The sequence below is a fragment of the Myroides phaeus genome (genome assembly GCF_900099675.1).
Taxonomy (GTDB): domain Bacteria; phylum Bacteroidota; class Bacteroidia; order Flavobacteriales; family Flavobacteriaceae; genus Flavobacterium; species Flavobacterium phaeum.
In genome coordinates this window covers 22,064-40,542 of record NZ_FNDQ01000019.1, presented here as the reverse complement: position 1 = coordinate 40,542, position 18,479 = coordinate 22,064, and the positions used below count along the sequence as shown (strand labels likewise).

Genomic DNA, 18,479 nt, shown 5'->3' with positions numbered 1-18,479 from the left:
AAGAGTTTATTATAAACTATACATTAATAACGCAATTGCAATAATGGCAATTATTAAACCTAAGACGTTCTTTTTACTAAGTTTCTCTTTAAACCCAAAATAACCTATTAAAGTTCCAAATACAATAACACCATAATTCATTCCTGCAAATACAATAGTTGGGTTTTGTGCAAAAGCTTTATGAGCATTTAGATAAAAATATATATTACCAAAATTTAAAACACCTATAATTAGCCCAAAAAGTAAAGTGTATTTTGTAATATTTAGTTTTGTTTTACTGAAAAAGCAGAATATGCCATAAAATAGTAAAGACAGTAATAAAGCAAGGATAAAGACAGAAGATAGAGTAGTTGTATAAGGAACAACTGAGTATAATGCCATTTGCTTAAATAGAATATCAATTACACCAAAACCTACAAATACTAAAATTAGATGTAATATATTTTTACTATTTATAGTAATTGCGTTTTTTTCTGCTTTACTAAGTATGAAGTAAACTGCTATAAAACCGAGAAATAACGAAATATATCTCAACAGTGTAATATTCTCTTTAAAAAAAAATATTGAAGCCATAATAGGAATAAAAAGAGACATTCGTTGAGCAATATCTGTTTTTAGAATTCCTGTATGCTTAATGCTTAAATATTGAAATATAAATATTGATGGTAGTAAAAGTCCTAAAACTAGGACCAATAGATAAGGGAAATTACTATCAACCATATTATAGTTAGGTTTAAAAATAAAACTCGATAAAGCTACAGTTGAAATATAGTTAATGATAATTATTTGATAAATATCAATAGGAAGTTTTTTGATTATTTTAAATAAAATTCCCACAGAAAGACTGCCAATAATACTCAATATAAGGTATAGCATTGTTTTAAAACTTAGGTTGCAAATATAAAGATTTAAAAGAATGTAGAAGTGTTAGGTGAGTAATTAAAACGATCTATTTTACATAATATGTATTATCGTATATTTAATATGTTAATTAAAAATATTTTGTTTGTAAAAAATTACTAAATTTGTAGAGATAGTGTTTTTTTTAAGCACTATGATTAGTAATTATAAAATAATGAAATGAATAATATTCCTCGTTTTAATAGCTGTGATTTATTAGATCAATATAATAATCATAAAGACTGTATAATCCTTGATTTAAAGGAAGTGATTGAATCTCAAAACAGTTTAGTTTCAATTGCCCACCATCATTTATTTTATCAAATATTATTTATTACAAATGGAACAGGTAAACATTTTATTGATAATAAGATATTTAACATCAATAAAGGTGATTTATTCTTTATTGCTCCTGCTCAAGTTCATAAATGGGATTTTAATGAGTCTACACAAGGCTATGTATTAAATTTCACTATTGATTTCTTTTATTCATATTTAGTTGATAAGGACTTTTTAAATAATTTTAAATTCTTTAGTCAACATAACACTGAAAATTTGTTCAAAGTTAATAAATTTTTCAATGAATTTGATAGAATGTTCAATAGTATAAAAATAGCTTTTAATAAAAATAAAAGAAAGGAATTCAATCTATTACATATTTATGTATTAGAATTACTTTTGACAGCTGTAGAGTTGTATGAAGCTAAAAATAAGGTGTCTGAGGACATAATACACCATTCAGCTTTGGTTAATAATTATGAAAAACTAATAGATAAACATTTTTATGAGCTGCGCTTTCCTAACGACTATGCAAAACTATTACATGTAAGCCCAAATTATTTGAATTCAAAATGTAAGAAATTTAAAGGTCAGTCTTCAGGTGAATTAATTAGAAATAGGATTTTATTAGAAAGTAAAAGATTACTTGTAAATACTAATTTAAGTGTTGCTGAAATTGCTTTTAAGCTTAGTTTTAAAGATAATTCTTATTTTTCAAGATTCTTTAAAAAACATATAGGTATTTCACCAGATGGATATAGGCGAAGTAAATAATAATCATAACAAATAGCCTGAAAACTAGTTTGTTTTCAGGCTATTTGTTATGGTCTTATAAGTAATTTTATAGAGTACCTTTCCAGTTCTCTTTTATATTATACCACAACTCTCCATTTTTAACTTCTAATGGACAATCAAAATTATTAGTATAAAGAGCACCTGTTCCTAATCCCTGTGGTAAATTTGACTGCAAAGTGTAGGTCCATTGTGCTATTGCATTCAGTCCTATATTACCTTCTAAAGCTGATGTAATCCACCAACTGATATTACGTTCTTCTGCTAGTTTAATCCATTCTAAAGTACCCTTAATTCCACCAACTAAACTTGGCTTTAAGATAATATATTGTGGAGTAATTTTATCTAATAAATCAGCTTTATCTTGATAGTTTATCACACCTATTAATTCTTCATCAAGTGCAATAGGCAAAGGAGTGTTTTTACATAGAACTGACATACTGTCATATTGCTTTTGTTTGATAGGTTGTTCGATACTATGTAGTTGTAATTCAGATAGTTGGTGTAATTTACTTAAAGCGTCACTTGGGGAGAAACCACCATTTGCATCAACTCTTAATTCAATGTCTTTTGAAGTAAAATGCTCACGAATATAACGCAATAATCCGAGTTCTTTTTCAAAATCGATCGCTCCGATTTTAAGTTTAACACACTTAAACCCTTGCTTTAACTTCTCATCAATTTGCTCTTTCATAAAGCCTTCTTCACCCATCCAAATCAATCCATTAATTTGAATAGAGTCCTCCCCTTTTGTAAATTTTGAAGGGAATAAAATATACGGGTTGTTACTTTCAAGTGATAGAAAAGCTTGCTCTATTCCAAATTGAATTGAAGGCCATTCAAGTAACTCATTCCATAATACTTCTTTTCCTAAATGGATATTTTGAACAACCCATTTTAGCTTGTGTTCATAATCAGGTCTATCATCAAAACTAAGAGAGCGCAGTATACCGCACTCTCCTATTCCTATTTTGCCATTATGTTCCAGTTTAATAAACCACGTTTCCTTTTCTGTAAGAATCCCTCTTGATGTTCCTGAAGGTCTCTTAAATTTAAGTAAATGTCTTTTATAACTTGCTTTCATAATTCTAATTATAATGTTAAGCTTTCTCCAATGTTTAAAAGCATTAAATCTTTTCCGTTTTCGAAAAACTTACGTTTAGCTTCTTCATGATCAATTTCAATATAACCAAACGTATCAAAGTGATAACCTAAAACCTTATCACATTGCACAAAATTTGAAGCAATAACAGCTTCGTTTATATCCATTGTAAAATTACTTCCAATAGGTAAAATGGCTAAATCAAGTTTAGTAAACATTGGTATTAACTGCATATCCATCGTTAATGATGTATCTCCTGCGATATAGATATTCTTGTTTTTACTTTCAATAACAAATCCTCCTGGCTGTCCTCCATAACTACCATCAGGAAAAGAACTCGAGTGTATAGCTGGAGTATATTTAAGTTTCCCGAAATCAAACAACCAGCTACCTCCATGATTCATTGGATGTGTTTGAAGTCCTTTAGCTTCATAATGCCCTGCAATCTCTGCATTTGATACAATTAGAGCATCAGGATTATTTTTTGCAATTCGCTCTACATCTGCGATGTGATCACCATGTGCGTGGGTAATTAAGATGTAATCAGCTTTAATTACATCTACGTCAATTGCTTTTGCCTCAGGTAATGGATTTCCTGTGATAAACGGGTCAACAATAATATTAATATCTTCTATTTGAATGCCTATACATGCATGTCCATAATACGTGATTTTCATAATTTATCTTTTTTAGAATACTAAAGCTAATGAAAATAAAACAGACAATAAGAAAGTTGATAAAGCAACAATCTTCATTTGTGTGTCTAATTCTTTAGGAATAGTGTTTTGTTTTACAAATATTAAATGTTTGATCAAAGGAATATAAGCTATTACAAATAGATAGTTAATAGCACTGAAACCAGCGTGTATTCCGTAGACTACTAATGCGGTTAGAGCGAATAGAATGATAAAATAATGGTATTTCTTAGCTCCTTCTCTTCCTAATTTAACAGCAAGTGTATTTTTGCCTACTACTTTATCTGCATCTAAGTCTCGCATATTGTTAATGTTTAAAACAGCAATACTCAAGTTTCCAATAGCAACTGCAGGCAAGATAACCCAGAAATCGAATATTTGCCCGTATAAATAGAAACTGCCTAATACACTTACTAATCCGAAAAAGATGAATACAAATAAGTCACCTAAGCCTCTGTAACCATAAGCTCCTTTTCCAACTGTGTATTTAATTGCAGCAACTACACACGCAATCCCTAAGACAAAGAAGAATAAAGAAGTAAAAAAATTGTCTTTACCGAATGATAAATAGATTAAGATTAATGCAACTATTAAAGAAAGGATTGATGTTACAATAACCCCTTTTTTCATTTGTTGAGCAGATAAGATTCCACTTTGCACAGCGCGTTGTGGACCAATACGATTTTCGTTATCAGTTCCCTTTACACCATCTCCATAATCATTGGCAAAATTTGAAAGTATTTGTAGCAATAATGTAGTCAAAATAGCAAACAAGAAGATACTTGTGAATAGTGTATTTGCCGAAAAAAAAGGATAAGCACAAGCTGATCCAACTATAATACCTGATACTGAAAGTGGTAGTGTACGCAGTCTTGCTGCACTAATCCACGCTTTAGTTTTAGTCATAAACTCTTTTAATTATTTTAAGCTTTTGTATTACTGCTTGCAGTAATCAAAGTCCAAAATTAAAGAGAAAATATGAAAGTTACTCCTTATTATTAGAAAAGCATTTAAATCAAAAGATAAAGAAGAACTGATGTGGCTTTGATAAATGTTATTTTGTGATGCTATGCAACTTAAATTTCAAGTACTTATTTGGTTTTACTAACGTATAATAAATAGCTGAAAAAGGATTTGCAGTAGATAAAGTGAAATGAATAATATCGTTTTCTTGTACTTCAAAAACAATCGCATTAGAAGAATTCCAATCAACTTTAGCACTTATAATATGTTTACCTGCATTGATATTAAAAGTCAATTCTTCGCCATTAGGTATTAATGCAATCTTATCTCCATCTAAAAAAACACTGTAGTTTCTATTTCTATCTACAACTGCTTTTTTGCGTCTCACTATTAATTGGGCCATTTTTTTTGGTTTATAAAGTGAAGTAAAGTTACATTGAATAATAAGATACCCCAAGCTATTGACTAAATAAATTATTCAACTTATTTTACTTGTAAAAAAAGCATTGCGAAGTAGTAAATTAAGGTATAGTAGTTAAAGTGAAGCTTTAAGTGTTATAGCTGCTGTGATTTTGATGTAAAAACCAGTGTTTTTAAGTCTGTTTTACACTTATAACTAAAAGTTATGTATTGTATTAATTAAGCGTATGTTATTGGTTTTCAATATAAATATGTTAGTTACTTAAACTATAAGATGAATTGATTTTAGAAGGAATTGTAGTTATCTATATTCATCTCATAACAAGGTATAAGCCTATGTCTAAGTGGGCAAATATACTCTTTTTATGTAATAATAATCAATTTAAAGGTATTCTTTTTCTGAGTTTATAAATGCTTTTTTGGGACTAAAAACACATTGAATTATCACCCAATTAGATATCTTATTAGACAAAATATTCTTGACAAGCATATAAATTATTTCTCAAATGATGCTCTTTTTTAAGAGATATTCCCCTACTTTTAAAAGTATAAATAGTGCTTCTTTTTATGATTCTCTACTCTTCTCTGATTAGAAATAGAATATCTTTTATAGCAGCGTCCTCTACTCTTTTATTTTGGATTAAATATATTAGTCGTTCTAAAAAAGAACTTATTTGTGCTTCAATAATTGTATTGATTTATTTATCTGTTGTTCGAAAGTAGATCGACTGTTTTTACTTTTGTCTTCACAGAGAAAGTAGAAATACAGCTGGTAAACGATATAGACTCTTTTTTAGATACTTTATTGTTTAGCCTTATAGGTTTGTGTGTTTTCAAATGGTTTTGCGTGCTTAAACACTTTATTTAGGGTTTTAGCTATATGTTTACATTGTAATTGAAAAGATTTCTTCCATACGAATTAAAAGAACAAACTTTAGAATAGCGCTATTTATCCTCTTTTTAGGATCGTTATATTTACTTGCTTTTAGTTCACTCATAGCTTTATTATCTAAAAGTATGAAGGTAGATTACTATATCTAAAACATTTATCTGTTCATTAGTTCGGTTTGTAATTTGTAAAACAACACAAGCTATGTTATTTCATTACCTTTTGTAGTGAAAAGAAAAGTTTCGTAGAGTATTTTAATATGAGATTATAGATTCAAAGTTGGTTTCTGCATTTGAATTAGAGTAATGTTTAAACAAAAAAAACCGACTTCATAAGTGAAATCGGTTTTAAATATTGTCAAGCAACTGCTTTTATATTCTTATTATGGAATCCATTTTTTAGGGAAGTTAGGTTTACGTTTTTCTAAAAACGCATTCCTACCTTCAATTGCTTCATCTGTCATATAGGCAAGACGAGTAGCCTCTCCTGCAAATACTTGTTGTCCTACCATTCCGTCATCTGTTAAGTTCATTGCAAACTTCAACATTTTAATAGATGTAGGTGATTTAGCTAATACTTCTTGAGCCCATTCGTAAGCTGTATCTTCTAATTCAGCATGCGGAATTACAGCATTAACCATTCCCATTTCAAAAGCTTCTTGAGCAGAGTAATTTCTTCCTAAGAAGAAAATTTCACGTGCTTTCTTCTGTCCAACCATTTTTGCTAAATACGCAGATCCGTATCCTCCATCAAAACTTGTAACATCAGCATCAGTTTGTTTGAAAATAGCGTGTTCTTTACTCGCTAATGACATATCACAAACTACGTGTAAACTGTGTCCTCCTCCAACTGCCCATCCTGGGATAACAGCAATAACTACTTTAGGCATAAAACGAATTAAACGTTGTACTTCTAAAATATTTAAACGGTGCATTCCATCTTCTCCTACGTATCCTTGGTGACCTCTTGCTTTTTGGTCTCCTCCACTACAAAATGAATAAACTCCATCTTTTGGCGAAGGTCCTTCTGCTGATAAAAGTACTACACCGATTGATGTATCTTCTTGTGCATCATAAAAAGCACGATATAGTTCGCTTGTCGTTTTTGGTCTAAAAGCGTTACGAACTTCTGGTCTATTGAAAGCAATACGAGCTACTCCACCACATTTTTTATATGTAATGTCTTCAAACTCGATCGCTGTTTCCCATTGTATCTTACTCATAATCTTTTTGAATTTAGGGTAAAAATAACCTATTTTTTGCATTATATTGCAATACTTAAAGATTATACCTCATGAAAAAACTTATAATTTCTATGTCACTGTTATTTGCAGTGATGAATTCTTACGCTCAACAATATGAATTTCAAAATATTATAGACATTGATGCGAATCCTGTAATTAGTCAAGGAAACACAGGAACTTGTTGGAGTTTTAGTACTTCTTCTTTTTTAGAATCCGAGATTATTAGAATAAAGGGCAAACATATTGATTTATCTGAAATGTATACAGTGCGTAATACATATCCAAAGAAAATAGAGAATTATATCTTAAGACAAGGAAAAGCCCAGTTTGGTGAAGGTGGTCTTGCTCACGATGTAATTAATAGCGTACGTGATTATGGTATTGTACCAATTGAAGCATATTCTGGTTTAATGGGGGAAGAAACGTATAACCACAGTGAAATGTTTAAAACACTTCAAAGTGTTATAGAAGCTTATGCTAAAAGTAAAGGACCAATTTCTATGCATTGGAAAAGTATCACTGAAAATATTCTAGATACTTATATGGGTAAGCAAGTAAAAGAGTTTACTTATGAAGGAAAGAAATATACGCCTGAGTCATTTTTAAAAATGACAGGAATTAATCCAGAGGACTACGTAACAATTACTTCTTTTGCAAACCAGAAGAATTATACTCCGTTTATTTTAAATATTCCTGATAACTTTTCTAACGGGAGTATGTATAACCTTCCTTTAGACGAATACATCAGAAATATTGACAATGCACTTGATAAAGGGTTTACCCTTTCTTTAGATTGTGATGTTTCTGAAGCAACTTTCTCATCTAAGCACGGTGTAGCTTTTGTAGCTACTTCTAAAGAAGATGAAAAGAAAGGTTTAACTGAGATAATCACTGAAAAAGCTGTGGACGCTGAGCTTAGATTAAAGGACTTTTATAGCTTTGATACGCAAGACGACCACTTAATGCATATTGTTGGAAAAGTAAAAGACCAAAAGGGAAATAGCTATTACAAGGTTAAAAACTCTTGGGGTGGAAATAGTGAACGCATCGGAAACGATGGTTATATTTATATGAGTGTTCCTTATATGAAACTTAAATCTATTTCTGTATTAGTACATAAAGATGCCTTAGTTAAAAGTACAAAAGACCAATTAGGGCTTAAATAAAAATAATAGAATAGACAATTAGCCAGTTGCTTGTAAAAGGGCAACTGGTTTTGTATTTTACAATAATGATGATTAAAAAAAGCAAACTAACATTATCACTACTAACTGCATTATGTTTTTGTGCGTGTAATAACACAAATAAATCTAAGGATTTAGCACTCGATACAGCGATTAATAAAGAACATAATATTCTAGTTGAAAATCCTTATAAGGTTGAATTTGATGAGCTTTCAAATAGCTATATAGAAAAGCAAAGGAAAGAAGTAGAAGAGTTTTATCGCAATAATATTAAAACGGGTGATTACACTGGGAGTTTTCTTGTCGCTAAGAACGGAAAGATTATCTATGAAGACTATTCTGGTGTATATGATCGTACTGGTAAAAAGGAAATTACAAGTGATACCCCACTCCACGTTGCTTCTGTTGGGAAAGTGATTACTGCTACTACTGTATTGCGATTAGTAGATCAAGGCAAAATTAGTTTAGATCAGAGTGTTTCCGAGATTATTCCTCGTTTTCCTTATAAAGAGATTACAGTACGTACTTTGTTGAGTCATCGCAGTGGATTGCGTTATTATGGATATTACGATAATGTTTGGGACAGAACAAAGACAATTACAAATAGTGACGTAATTAAGGTAATTGAAGAGCAAACGGTTGCATTAGATTTTAAACCCAATACTCGCTTTGCATATAGTAATACTAATTATGTTGTATTGGCGGAAATTGTTGAGAGAGTAACACAAAAGCCTTTTAAAAAGGCGGTTGCAGAGTTGATCTTTGAACCACTTGGTATGACGAATAGTTTTGTGTTTGATGATATTAATAATAAAAATAAGGTGTCTCAATCTTTTACAAGTAAGATGCGATTGATGGATTGGGATTATATGGATGGTACGTATGGGGATAAGAATATCTTTACTACTCCCCGTGATTTCTTGAAGTTTGATACTGCTATGTATTCTGATGCGTTTTTAAGTAAGAAAGTTAAGGATCAGATTTATCAAGGATATAGTTTTGAAAATCCAGGTATAAGAAATTATGGTTTGGGTATTCGCTTGATAGAAATGCAAAATGGTAAGTTTTATACTTACCACAATGGATGGTGGCGTGGAAACACTTCGTCATATATTCGTTTAGCTAAAGACAATACGTGTATTATTCTTTTCTCAAACAAATATTCGAGAACTACATATAAGACAATTAGTTTATCTCACCACTTTGGAGATTATCCTGTAGGCGATATTGAATTGTAATCTATTGATATGAAACAAATATTGTCTATGATTAATATGCAATATCACATAATTTAAGTCCACATATGTTTAGGGTTACTTCCCTTAGATGGCAGCTACTATTTGCAAATAATAATGATACTTCGCCACTTGTGAAATTACTCATTATTTGCAAATAGTCGATTTTAAGAAACAAAGTTATTGATCAACTACCCTTTATTGTAAATCTATTCTGATATTATATTGTTACTATCAATAAGTATGAATTTGATGTAGTACATTAGGTTTTAAGAGAATTGTCTCTTACTACTGGTTCAGATTATATCTAAAGAACATAATGTAACAGTTCTTTTACTATGAGGGTATTAAAATAAGGTATTTTAACATTTAAATGTTTTATAAGTAAAGAAATTTCTACATTAGGTCAAAAAGTTGTAAATTTAATAGTTAAAGTAGAACTGCTTAAAGAAGTTTTTTATTTAGATCAAAAGTAATATGTGATGCAACTAATTTATAGTTTGTTGAAGCAGGTGTAAATAGTAATGTTATTTATGTAGTAGAAGTATATAAATATGGCAAAGGTGTGGCTTATTTAAAAGGATACTATCCTAAATGTAGTTCATATTTTATCATAGCAGAAGAAAGTTTGGCAAATTTTTGTCACAAAGAGGTTTTAAGTAAAGAAATACCTGTTAAAACTGTTTTAATAAAAGCTTTTTGTGATAAATGGGATAGAGTAATTACTTGTTTTTTCGTGCTATTTGTGTCAAATAATCATGTTTATGTGCTAAACTTTTGTATTTAATATGTTTTAACAGAAAATGTAAGAAAATTTGCAAAGAGGAAAAATATTTATAACTTTAACTCTTCATGGTGTGGTTTCAATGCACACTATTCTAAAATAGATAAAACAAGCTTATTAATTAATAATCTGATTAAAGAAATTTATGAGTAGCAGTTTTCAATTCAAGTTTTTAAAGAATGTAAAAATAGAAGAGTTTTTAGAAGTGTTTAATAATGCTACTTCAGAATTCTTTGTACCAACTATTTTAACTAAAGAGCAGTTAGGTGAAAAAATTAAAGCAGAAGGCATTGATTTAAGCTTATCTGTTGGTGCTTATCATCAAAAGAAATTAGTTGGTTTTATTTTACACGCTAAAAACAATAAGAAGCTTTATAACGCAGGTACAGGTGTCTTGAGTGACTTTAGAGGTAACAATTTAACAGCTAAAATGTACGATTATGCAATACCTCTTTTTAAGAGTTTTCAAATGGATAAAGTAAGTTTAGAAGTTGATTCTTCTAACGAATCAGCTATGCGTACATACAGAAAAATAGGTTTTAAAAAATGGAGAACAGTTGAGTCTCTTAAGGGGAAAACAAAGATTAAAGTTAAAGAGAGTTTAAGGGATACTTTAACAATAGGAGATTTGCCTTATTATGAATATTTAGTGTCTTATATTGAAAAAGATTTAATACCTACTTGGCAAAATAGTGAGTTTTGTATTAATAATAATGACCGTGTTGTTGTTCGTAAAAAAGTTATGTTTGAAAATACAACAGCAGGTTACATTATTTATAATCCTATTGAAAATAGAATATTACAAATATGGGTTAAAGAAGCACATAGACGTATGGGAATAGCATCATTTATGGTTCATGAAGTATTTGGAAACAACGCTTCTTTTTATGTAACGAATATTGATGGACAAAACTTTGGAATACACTCTTTTTTTCGCTCTATGGGTGCTGAGTCATACCAAGAACAGGTTGAAATGGAACTCTATTTATCTTAAGAATTAAATATAAAGGAAGTCATACTTAAAGAGCCTCCTAGATATTTATCATTAAATGTTGTTACTTCATCTTTTTTAGTAACTAATCCTAAAACATATAATAGTGGAAAGTAATGATCAGGTGTTGGTATAGCAGACTGTACAGCAAGACCAAGTTTATCATAGCGAATTAAATTAGTAAAGTCTCGTGAGTAAACGGTTTCTTTAATTAATTCATTACTTTCTATTGCCCAATCAAAGCCATAATTATCTTCGTGCATTTTGTGCCAGTCTATAGCAGATAAATTATGAACTATATTTCCACTTCCTATTATTAAAACACCTTTTTTACGAAGTCGTGCTAATTGTTTACCTATTTCAAAGTGGTAATTTGATTCTTTGTAGTAATCTATACTTAACTGTATTACTGGAATATTTGCTTCTGGAAATAAGTGAACAAGTATAGACCAAGCCCCGTGGTCTAATCCCCAATCAAGGTTTTCATGTATATCAGCAGAAGATGTTACAATGTCTTTTACTAATGCAGGAGATCCTTCTACATTGTATTCTACATTAAAAAGCTCTTGAGGGAACCCTCTAAAATCGTGTATTGTTTCTAAGTTGGTATTTGAGGTAACATATGTTCCTTGGGTTAGCCAATGAGCAGATATAACAAGAATAGCTTCTGGTTTTGGAAGTTGTTTACCTAATTTTTGCCAATAAAGAGAAAACTCATTCTCTTCAATAGCATTCATAGGAGAACCATGCCCTACAAATAATGCAGGCATAGTAAACCCTTTATCCGGAAAGGACAAAAGGTTTTCTATTACTTGTTTCTGATTTATTGACATACTTATGATGCTAAAATCTTTTTAATATCCTTGTTGTCACCATAGATTACCATGATGTCTCCTTTATTTAATACAGTTTCATATGAGGCTATTCCTTGCACTTCATGTATTTTTTTAGATAAACCTAAAAAGTTTGTTTCTTCTCTAATTTTTAAAGTTGTTAGTACAACCAAGTTGTAGTTACTTCTAAAGCCTATTTCTCCTAATGTTTTACCTGCGAAACGTTCTGATACAGTGATTTCAACAATACTGTATCGTCCGTTAATTTCGTATGAGTCCACTACTCCTTTTATACATAGTTTTTTAGCCCAACGTTCAGCTGTTTCTTCTTCTGGGTGGACAATTTCATCTACTCCTATTGCTTGTAATACGTTTTCGTGTAAAGGAGTAATAGCACGACTAATCAAGCGCTTCACATTTAGGTTTTTTAATACAGCTGTTGTCATAATATTTGCCCCTTGGTCTTCACCAATGGCTACAATAACAATGTCTGTATTTGCTAACGGTAATCCTGACATCATATATTGATCTGTTGAATCAAGACAAATAGTATGCGAGATCATATCTTTATTAGCATCTACACGTGCCATGCTTTTGTCTACACCGATAACTTCATTTCCTTGTTCTGTCAATTTTTTTGCCAATGAAGCACCAAAGTTTCCTAAACCAATAATTATATATTTCATGTTCTAAATGTCTTAATTTATCAATATTTCTTCTGTAGGATATCTGTAGTTTACTAAAGTTTCTTTTTTGCTAATTGCAATTAAGATAGTAAGCATACTCACACGTCCTATAAACATAAGCATGATTAACGTTACCTTACTTGGATCGGTTAATTTAGCTGTAATTCCTGTACTTAATCCTGATGTACTATAAGCTGAAAAAGCTTCATACGCCAGTTTAATCAATTCTATCTTAGGTTCAAAAAAGGAAAGCGCAAATATGGCAATTCCAATTACAAATAAAGATAGGATAATAATTGCAAAGGCACGTTGAACAGATAGTTCATCTACTTCTCGTCTGTATATTTCAATACGTGATTTACCTTTCATCAAAGTCCAAATATTCAGTACTGCAATGGCAAATGTACTGGTTTTAATACCCCCTCCAGTTGATATTGGAGAGGCTCCAATCCACATTAAAAATATAATCAATAAGAAGGTCGATATACTAAATATATTATTATCTACTGTTGCAAATCCAGCAGTACGTGGTGTTGTTGCTGTAAAAAATGCAGTAACTAACTTTCCTATTCCTTCGTGCTCTGCTAATGTATTGTTGTACTCTAAGACATAAACTAAGAATGTACCACCAACTATTAATGCAATAGTTGTAATTAAAATAATTCGCGTACTTAAATTAATCACCCTTGGTAAGTAAGTACTTGCTTCTTTCATACTGAAAGGAAGAAGTCTATTTATTATAAGGTGCTTAATGTATTTGTAAACATTGAAAACGATAGGAAAACCAAGTCCTCCCATAATAAACAAACCTGCAATAATTAAGTGTAAAGGATAATTAAATCTATATTCTAAAGTGTAAAGGTTTTCAGGTAAAGTAGAAAATCCTGCATTACAGAAAGCTGATACAGCGTGAAATATAGAGAAAAATATACGTTGGTAAATTGATGTAAATTCTTGGTGGCGGATACTGATAAAAATCCCGACCATACCTATGAACTGTATGATACCTGAGATAATGATGATGCGTTTTAAAGTGGCAAATACATCTCCTAATTTATCTATATAAGACATATCTTTCAGTACCAGTTGATTTCCATACGATGCTTTTCCACGGAAGAAATAACTAAAGTAACTTGCAATTGTCATAATTCCCAGTCCCCCACATTCCATCAAGAAAATCATTACTGTTTTTCCAAATAAAGTAAACTGACTTCCTATATCTACGGTTGATAACCCTGTTACGCAAACAGCACTTGTTGCTGTAAATAAGGCGTCTATATATCGTAAACTACCTGGTGTAACCGTTGCCTTTGGAAAAGACAGCATAAAGGCTCCTATAAAAATAATCAGTAAAAAGCTGACTATAAATAACTGAGCGGGATTCATTCTTGTTTGCTTTAGGTTAAGCTGAAGCATAGAGAACTCCCGTACAACCATTAAGAATACACCAAAAAAGATTACAGCACTACTGTCAAAGAATCTATTAGTATGTTCTGGTTGCCACCGCGCTATAATAAGTATTAAAAATAGAACAACGCTAAATATGTCGAATATCTTAACACCTAAACTCTCATAATTATCCTTGCTAAAATACCTACGAGCAATGGCGATCATACCAATAGTTAAACAGATATTGTACAGAGAGTTTAGCTGAGCGTGGTAATCATTTAAAGTATTAAACCCTAAGTCATAAATTAAAATGAATAAGGTTATAAAACTAATGACAAAAGGTAAACGTATTAAAGCATACGTTAGTTTCTTTTGTAGGTTATCTTTTAAGTAATATAGTGGCATTTTATAAAACTAATTCTTGATAAAGATTTTTAAACAATACTTCTAAATCCATTGTCATCCCGGGATGAGGACGCGAAGCCTGAATACACGAACTCTTAACTGCAGTTAACCACCTAAATCTTTCGTCTACTTCAAGAGTAGCTATAGGATTGTTAGTTGATGTTCCTAAAGCTATTGCTTCAAAAGCTTTTACGTGCTTTTGAAGTATTTCAAAATCTATTTCACTTGAAAAACAAGTTATCTTTTTTTCATCTAAATGAAACTTTGCTAATAGTTTTCTTTTTGACTTAGAGAAAACAAGCAAACCTATATTGATAAATTCCTCTCGCTCTATTTTAGGAACAAGTCTTATGACTGAATACTCATATACGTGCATCTCGAAATTTTTTAGCTTCGTTAACGAATAAATGAGAATTTTCTAATCTTGTTTTTAAGAATAGAAAGTAAACCTCTCTAATTTCTTCTGGAGTTAAATCTACGTCCTCCCACTCTAACCAATCTGATGGAATTGTATCTGTTATTTCTTTCAGGTCTTTTTCTGTGAGAAGCTGTTTAAAAGCTGTATCTACTTCATCAAGTTGTTTGGCTTGTGGAAGTAAAACGTGGTCTTTTATAAATGAAAAAGGTGTTAGTGCACTTTTTTCCCAATTGGTAAATGAATGATGGAAATAGAAAGCTGCTCCGTGGTCAATTAACCACAATTCTTTATGCCAAATGAGCATATTGGTGTTTCTAAATGTTCTATCTACATTTGTTATAAATGAATCTAACCATACGATTTGAGAAGATAACTTTGGGTCAATCGTCAATGCTTCTGGATCATAAGTTAATGCTCCTGATAAAAAGTGTAAAGCTAAGTTTAACCCTTTACTAAATTGTAGCAAGTCTTGAATTTCTTCATCCGCTTCTGTTCTACCAAAAGCTTCATCAAGCTCAGCAAATACGAGTTCAGGAACTTTTAATTCCAGTTTTTGTGCAATTAAACCTCCAAGCAGCTCAGCGATTAGGGCCTTTACCCCGTGACCGGCACCTCTGAATTTAAGTACATATTTAAAATCATCATCTGCTTCTGCTAAGGCAGGTAATGATCCACCCTCTCTCAAAGGAGTGATGTATCTTGTTACCGTTACTGTTCTTAGCTTAGATAAATTACCCATTAATTATCTTTTTTTTTCTTTAAAAGTATGTTGCAATATTAACCAAAAAACCCTCATCGCTAATCACGATGAGAGTTAATTTTTTTCTTTTTTATTTATTTACTTGTTATATCTAAGTAAAAGAATATTATTTTAAACCTTTTTATGAAATTTTGTGTTTTTATAGATAGGACAGTTCTCTAAATGTGCTCCGTCTAAATATCCTGTACTCATTAAAAATTCATTGACAATTTCTTTACCTACAAACTTAAATTGCTTTTTAAATAATTTGAGCCATTGTTCTAAATCGAATTGTATGTGCAAATCTAACCAATTTTTGAAACTTCCAAACTCTTCTTGCAATTCCATGATTTTCTTTGCATTGTAAATTGCTGCGTTTATCTTTAAACGATTGCGAATGATACCACTATCTTGTAAAAGAGACGTAATTTTATCTTCTGAAAAATTTGCTACAGTTGGTATGTCAAATTCCTCATAAGCTCTTTTAAAGTTCACTCTTTTTTGCAAGATTGTATTCCAACTTAACCCTGCTTGATTTATTTCTAAGATTAAACGTTCAAATAATTCAGTATCATCTGATAATTCGAAACCATATTCGTAATCGTGGTAGTATTTGTTTGGATTGTCTGTTTTTTCAGGCAATTCATTACAAAAATCACAGTAGTGTTTTTTTACTGCCATATACTAGTTCGTTACTTTTATTTTCGCATCAGTTAATACCTTTTTAAAAGCAGTGCGTTGTTCAGCTGTTTTCAGACCAAAAACCTCTCTTGATTTTTTGTTGTTTAATTTTATTACTGCTTTTGTAGCCAATCCTTTAGGGAGTTTAACATATTTGATAGCAGTTTTATCAATCTTATTACCTGCTGTTTTTAATAAGAAGTTTTTAACTGTTATATATAAAAAATAAGCTACAATACCAGTAAATACATAGTCCATTTCTTTTGGTGTATTCCAATTGGCAGTAGTAAGTCTTACAATTCCCATAACAAGAATAAAGGTAGACATAATCCTTGAAGAGGTTAGTCTACCTTTATAGTTATCATTTATTTCTAATTGTTTAGTGTCTTTATTAAATGAAATCATTTAGCTATTTTTTGTCTTTGATTAAAAAACAAATCTAACAATAAATACTACATAAATTAGCTAATAGAATGTTAGTATTTAGAATATTTAAATTCAGAAGTTCTACATTTTTTTAAAGTATAAATATGGTTTTGAAGCAGTTTGTGTTCCATATTTAAAGTTGCTTAATCTATCTTCAATCCTTAAATAGCCAGCCTGTTCGCCAATTTCTATGTTACCAGAATAAATACCTTTACGCCTTAATTCACGGGTAGAACCTGAATTTTCATCTGCTCCAAAAAACTCATAAAAATCTTCAGTTATATTTGTTTTTAAAATACCCGCAGCTAAAAGATTATTCATTCTTAATACACGAGGCACATTACTTACTAATGGACATTCTAAATCATTAAATTGACTAATAACTGGTGTATGGCTATAATATAAAATACTGTCAATTTTTTGGCTTGTTTTTTTATATATTAAAATATAATCTCTCTCTTTACAAGTTCCCGAAGCTTTCTTAGCTATACCGACTTTCCCACTTCCAAGATCGTTACCGATATATTGATATTTACCTTCTGGTAAATCTTCAATGCTTTTTAACGGTGTATATACTTTACTTGATATTGGATCTTCTGGTTCGCTATTATCACTATTTGAGCACGCAACTACTGTTGCTATAGAAGCGATTAAGAATAAATATTTTTTCATAACACAATTGTTAATGGTTTGTTAAGCACTAATGTATGTAAATGTTGTCAATAAAAAAAGGTTTAAACTATTTAGCTTAAACCTTTTGTATTTTTAATAAAAACTCACATATTATTATCATAATTTACAGAATGATAATAAAAATATTTATTCATTTATTTTTTTGAAGTATAAATATGGTTTCCCTTTTATTTGGGATCCTGGTTTGTATCCAGATAAATGATCTTCAATTCTTAAATAACCTCCTTGCTTTCCTATTTCAACTGTCCCTTTATAAATAAGATTACGTTCAATTTTAAATTCTTTTCCTGGGTTTTCTTTTTTTTCTTCTTCAGTCAATGGTATCTTGGCATCTTCAGTCATTTGAGTACTTAAAACTCCAGTAGCGTTTAATCTGTTATTTCTTAATACTCGATCATATTCTCCACCAATCTTCTCACATTTTATTTCATTTTTTTTACCTATTACAGTTTTATAATTAGCATAAGTTATACTGTCTAATTTTTGATCTGTTTTATAAACAACTAATAAATCATTTTCTTTACAAGTTCCAGAAGTAGGATTTACTATCCCAACTTTACCATTACCGATGTCATTTCCTACATATTGATATTTTCCATCTTCTAATTCTGTTAAACTTGTTAATGGATTATAAGGCTGTGAGCTTATAGGATCTAAAGGTGAATTATCATCACTGCTTGAACACGAAGTGATTAAGGCCAATGTAGCCAAGAATAGAAAAGTATTTTTCAT

Annotated in this window: 19 protein-coding genes; 4 read left to right on the top strand and 15 right to left on the bottom strand. The window is 30.4% G+C overall.

Annotation, left to right across the window (positions count from 1 at the left end):
- Positions 1-9: 9 nt before the first annotated feature.
- The gene (locus BLT46_RS10060) at positions 10-720 is read right to left on the bottom strand and encodes an EamA/RhaT family transporter (protein ID WP_245722978.1); all 711 of its coding nucleotides are present in this window, start codon (positions 718-720) and stop codon (positions 10-12) included.
- 360 nt (positions 721-1,080) lie between these two features.
- Between BLT46_RS10060 and BLT46_RS10055 the strand changes: the two genes are divergently transcribed.
- On the top strand, positions 1,081-1,953 hold the full coding sequence (locus BLT46_RS10055; protein ID WP_090409818.1) for a helix-turn-helix domain-containing protein: 873 nt from the start codon (positions 1,081-1,083) through the stop codon (positions 1,951-1,953).
- A gap of 67 nt (positions 1,954-2,020) precedes the next feature.
- Here the strand turns inward: BLT46_RS10055 and BLT46_RS10050 are convergent, their stop codons facing one another.
- The 5 genes from BLT46_RS10050 to BLT46_RS10030 all read right to left on the bottom strand — a co-directional run bounded on the left by BLT46_RS10050 (position 2,021) and on the right by BLT46_RS10030 (position 7,262).
- Positions 2,021-3,055 (bottom strand): o-succinylbenzoate synthase, encoded by a 1,035-nt coding sequence (locus BLT46_RS10050; protein WP_090409816.1) that lies wholly within the window; start codon positions 3,053-3,055, stop codon positions 2,021-2,023.
- Positions 3,056-3,063: 8 nt separating this feature from the next.
- Positions 3,064-3,750 carry a metal-dependent hydrolase gene (locus tag BLT46_RS10045; RefSeq protein WP_090409814.1) on the bottom strand — a complete coding sequence of 229 codons (687 nt, stop codon included), beginning with the start codon at positions 3,748-3,750 and terminating at the stop codon, positions 3,064-3,066.
- Positions 3,751-3,762: 12 nt separating this feature from the next.
- A complete protein-coding gene (menA, locus tag BLT46_RS10040) occupies positions 3,763-4,674 on the bottom strand; it encodes a 1,4-dihydroxy-2-naphthoate octaprenyltransferase (RefSeq protein WP_090409811.1) in 912 nt (303 codons plus the stop codon).
- A gap of 148 nt (positions 4,675-4,822) precedes the next feature.
- Positions 4,823-5,134: a hypothetical protein gene (locus tag BLT46_RS10035; RefSeq protein WP_090409809.1), complete on the bottom strand. Its 312-nt coding sequence runs from the start codon at positions 5,132-5,134 to the stop codon at positions 4,823-4,825.
- 1,288 nt (positions 5,135-6,422) lie between these two features.
- Positions 6,423-7,262, bottom strand: a complete 840-nt coding sequence (locus BLT46_RS10030; RefSeq protein ID WP_090409835.1) for a 1,4-dihydroxy-2-naphthoyl-CoA synthase — start codon at positions 7,260-7,262, stop codon at positions 6,423-6,425.
- Between the two features lie 71 nt (positions 7,263-7,333).
- Between BLT46_RS10030 and BLT46_RS10025 the strand changes: the two genes are divergently transcribed.
- The 3 genes from BLT46_RS10025 to BLT46_RS10015 all read left to right on the top strand — a co-directional run bounded on the left by BLT46_RS10025 (position 7,334) and on the right by BLT46_RS10015 (position 11,480).
- Entirely contained in the window at positions 7,334-8,449 is a 1,116-nt protein-coding gene (locus BLT46_RS10025; RefSeq protein ID WP_090409807.1) for a C1 family peptidase, read from the top strand.
- A 65-nt stretch (positions 8,450-8,514) separates the two neighbouring features.
- The gene (locus BLT46_RS10020; RefSeq protein WP_245722977.1) at positions 8,515-9,705 is read left to right on the top strand and encodes a serine hydrolase domain-containing protein; all 1,191 of its coding nucleotides are present in this window, start codon (positions 8,515-8,517) and stop codon (positions 9,703-9,705) included.
- 926 nt (positions 9,706-10,631) lie between these two features.
- Positions 10,632-11,480, top strand: coding sequence for a GNAT family N-acetyltransferase (locus BLT46_RS10015; RefSeq protein WP_090409803.1), 849 nt, complete (start codon positions 10,632-10,634; stop codon positions 11,478-11,480).
- Here BLT46_RS10015 and ygiD read toward each other — a convergent pair.
- The 9 genes from ygiD to BLT46_RS09970 form a co-directional block, all read right to left on the bottom strand.
- A complete protein-coding gene (gene ygiD, locus BLT46_RS10010) occupies positions 11,477-12,310 on the bottom strand; it encodes a 4,5-DOPA-extradiol-dioxygenase (RefSeq protein WP_090409800.1) in 834 nt (277 codons plus the stop codon). The two genes, BLT46_RS10015 and ygiD, sit on opposite strands and share 4 nt — an antisense overlap.
- A gap of 2 nt (positions 12,311-12,312) precedes the next feature.
- On the bottom strand, positions 12,313-12,996 hold the full coding sequence (locus BLT46_RS10005) for a potassium channel family protein (protein WP_090409799.1): 684 nt from the start codon (positions 12,994-12,996) through the stop codon (positions 12,313-12,315).
- Between the two features lie 12 nt (positions 12,997-13,008).
- On the bottom strand, positions 13,009-14,790 hold the full coding sequence (locus BLT46_RS10000; RefSeq protein WP_090409797.1) for a TrkH family potassium uptake protein: 1,782 nt from the start codon (positions 14,788-14,790) through the stop codon (positions 13,009-13,011).
- Position 14,791: 1 nt separating this feature from the next.
- Entirely contained in the window at positions 14,792-15,166 is a 375-nt protein-coding gene (locus BLT46_RS09995) for a DUF3037 domain-containing protein (protein ID WP_090409795.1), read from the bottom strand.
- Positions 15,153-15,947, bottom strand: a complete 795-nt coding sequence (locus BLT46_RS09990; protein WP_090409793.1) for a HipA family kinase — start codon at positions 15,945-15,947, stop codon at positions 15,153-15,155. Before BLT46_RS09990 ends, BLT46_RS09995 begins: the two co-directional genes overlap by 14 nt.
- Before the next feature lie 132 nt (positions 15,948-16,079).
- Entirely contained in the window at positions 16,080-16,628 is a 549-nt protein-coding gene (locus BLT46_RS09985) for a DNA-3-methyladenine glycosylase I (protein ID WP_090409790.1), read from the bottom strand.
- A 3-nt stretch (positions 16,629-16,631) separates the two neighbouring features.
- Positions 16,632-17,033, bottom strand: coding sequence for a hypothetical protein (locus BLT46_RS09980; protein WP_090409788.1), 402 nt, complete (start codon positions 17,031-17,033; stop codon positions 16,632-16,634).
- A 102-nt stretch (positions 17,034-17,135) separates the two neighbouring features.
- The gene (locus BLT46_RS09975) at positions 17,136-17,726 is read right to left on the bottom strand and encodes a hypothetical protein (RefSeq protein WP_090409786.1); all 591 of its coding nucleotides are present in this window, start codon (positions 17,724-17,726) and stop codon (positions 17,136-17,138) included.
- 147 nt (positions 17,727-17,873) lie between these two features.
- Positions 17,874-18,458, bottom strand: coding sequence for a hypothetical protein (locus BLT46_RS09970; protein ID WP_143021893.1), 585 nt, complete (start codon positions 18,456-18,458; stop codon positions 17,874-17,876).
- Positions 18,459-18,479: the final 21 nt, after the last annotated feature.

Coding starts and splice junctions, on each gene's coding strand:
- BLT46_RS10005 (WP_090409799.1), bottom strand. CDS start 12,996: ATGAAATATATAATTATTGGTTTAGGAAACTTTGGTGCTTCATTGGCA.
- BLT46_RS10000 (WP_090409797.1), bottom strand. CDS start 14,790: ATGCCACTATATTACTTAAAAGATAACCTACAAAAGAAACTAACGTAT.
- BLT46_RS10020 (WP_245722977.1), top strand. CDS start 8,515: ATGATGATTAAAAAAAGCAAACTAACATTATCACTACTAACTGCATTA.
- BLT46_RS09980 (WP_090409788.1), bottom strand. CDS start 17,033: ATGATTTCATTTAATAAAGACACTAAACAATTAGAAATAAATGATAAC.
- BLT46_RS10035 (WP_090409809.1), bottom strand. CDS start 5,134: ATGGCCCAATTAATAGTGAGACGCAAAAAAGCAGTTGTAGATAGAAAT.
- BLT46_RS10055 (WP_090409818.1), top strand. CDS start 1,081: ATGAATAATATTCCTCGTTTTAATAGCTGTGATTTATTAGATCAATAT.
- BLT46_RS09990 (WP_090409793.1), bottom strand. CDS start 15,947: ATGGGTAATTTATCTAAGCTAAGAACAGTAACGGTAACAAGATACATC.
- BLT46_RS10025 (WP_090409807.1), top strand. CDS start 7,334: ATGAAAAAACTTATAATTTCTATGTCACTGTTATTTGCAGTGATGAAT.
- BLT46_RS09975 (WP_090409786.1), bottom strand. CDS start 17,726: ATGAAAAAATATTTATTCTTAATCGCTTCTATAGCAACAGTAGTTGCG.
- menA (WP_090409811.1), bottom strand. CDS start 4,674: ATGACTAAAACTAAAGCGTGGATTAGTGCAGCAAGACTGCGTACACTA.
- BLT46_RS09985 (WP_090409790.1), bottom strand. CDS start 16,628: ATGGCAGTAAAAAAACACTACTGTGATTTTTGTAATGAATTGCCTGAA.
- ygiD (WP_090409800.1), bottom strand. CDS start 12,310: ATGTCAATAAATCAGAAACAAGTAATAGAAAACCTTTTGTCCTTTCCG.
- BLT46_RS10050 (WP_090409816.1), bottom strand. CDS start 3,055: ATGAAAGCAAGTTATAAAAGACATTTACTTAAATTTAAGAGACCTTCA.
- BLT46_RS10030 (WP_090409835.1), bottom strand. CDS start 7,262: ATGAGTAAGATACAATGGGAAACAGCGATCGAGTTTGAAGACATTACA.
- BLT46_RS10060 (WP_245722978.1), bottom strand. CDS start 720: ATGGTTGATAGTAATTTCCCTTATCTATTGGTCCTAGTTTTAGGACTT.
- BLT46_RS10045 (WP_090409814.1), bottom strand. CDS start 3,750: ATGAAAATCACGTATTATGGACATGCATGTATAGGCATTCAAATAGAA.
- BLT46_RS09995 (WP_090409795.1), bottom strand. CDS start 15,166: ATGCACGTATATGAGTATTCAGTCATAAGACTTGTTCCTAAAATAGAG.
- BLT46_RS10015 (WP_090409803.1), top strand. CDS start 10,632: ATGAGTAGCAGTTTTCAATTCAAGTTTTTAAAGAATGTAAAAATAGAA.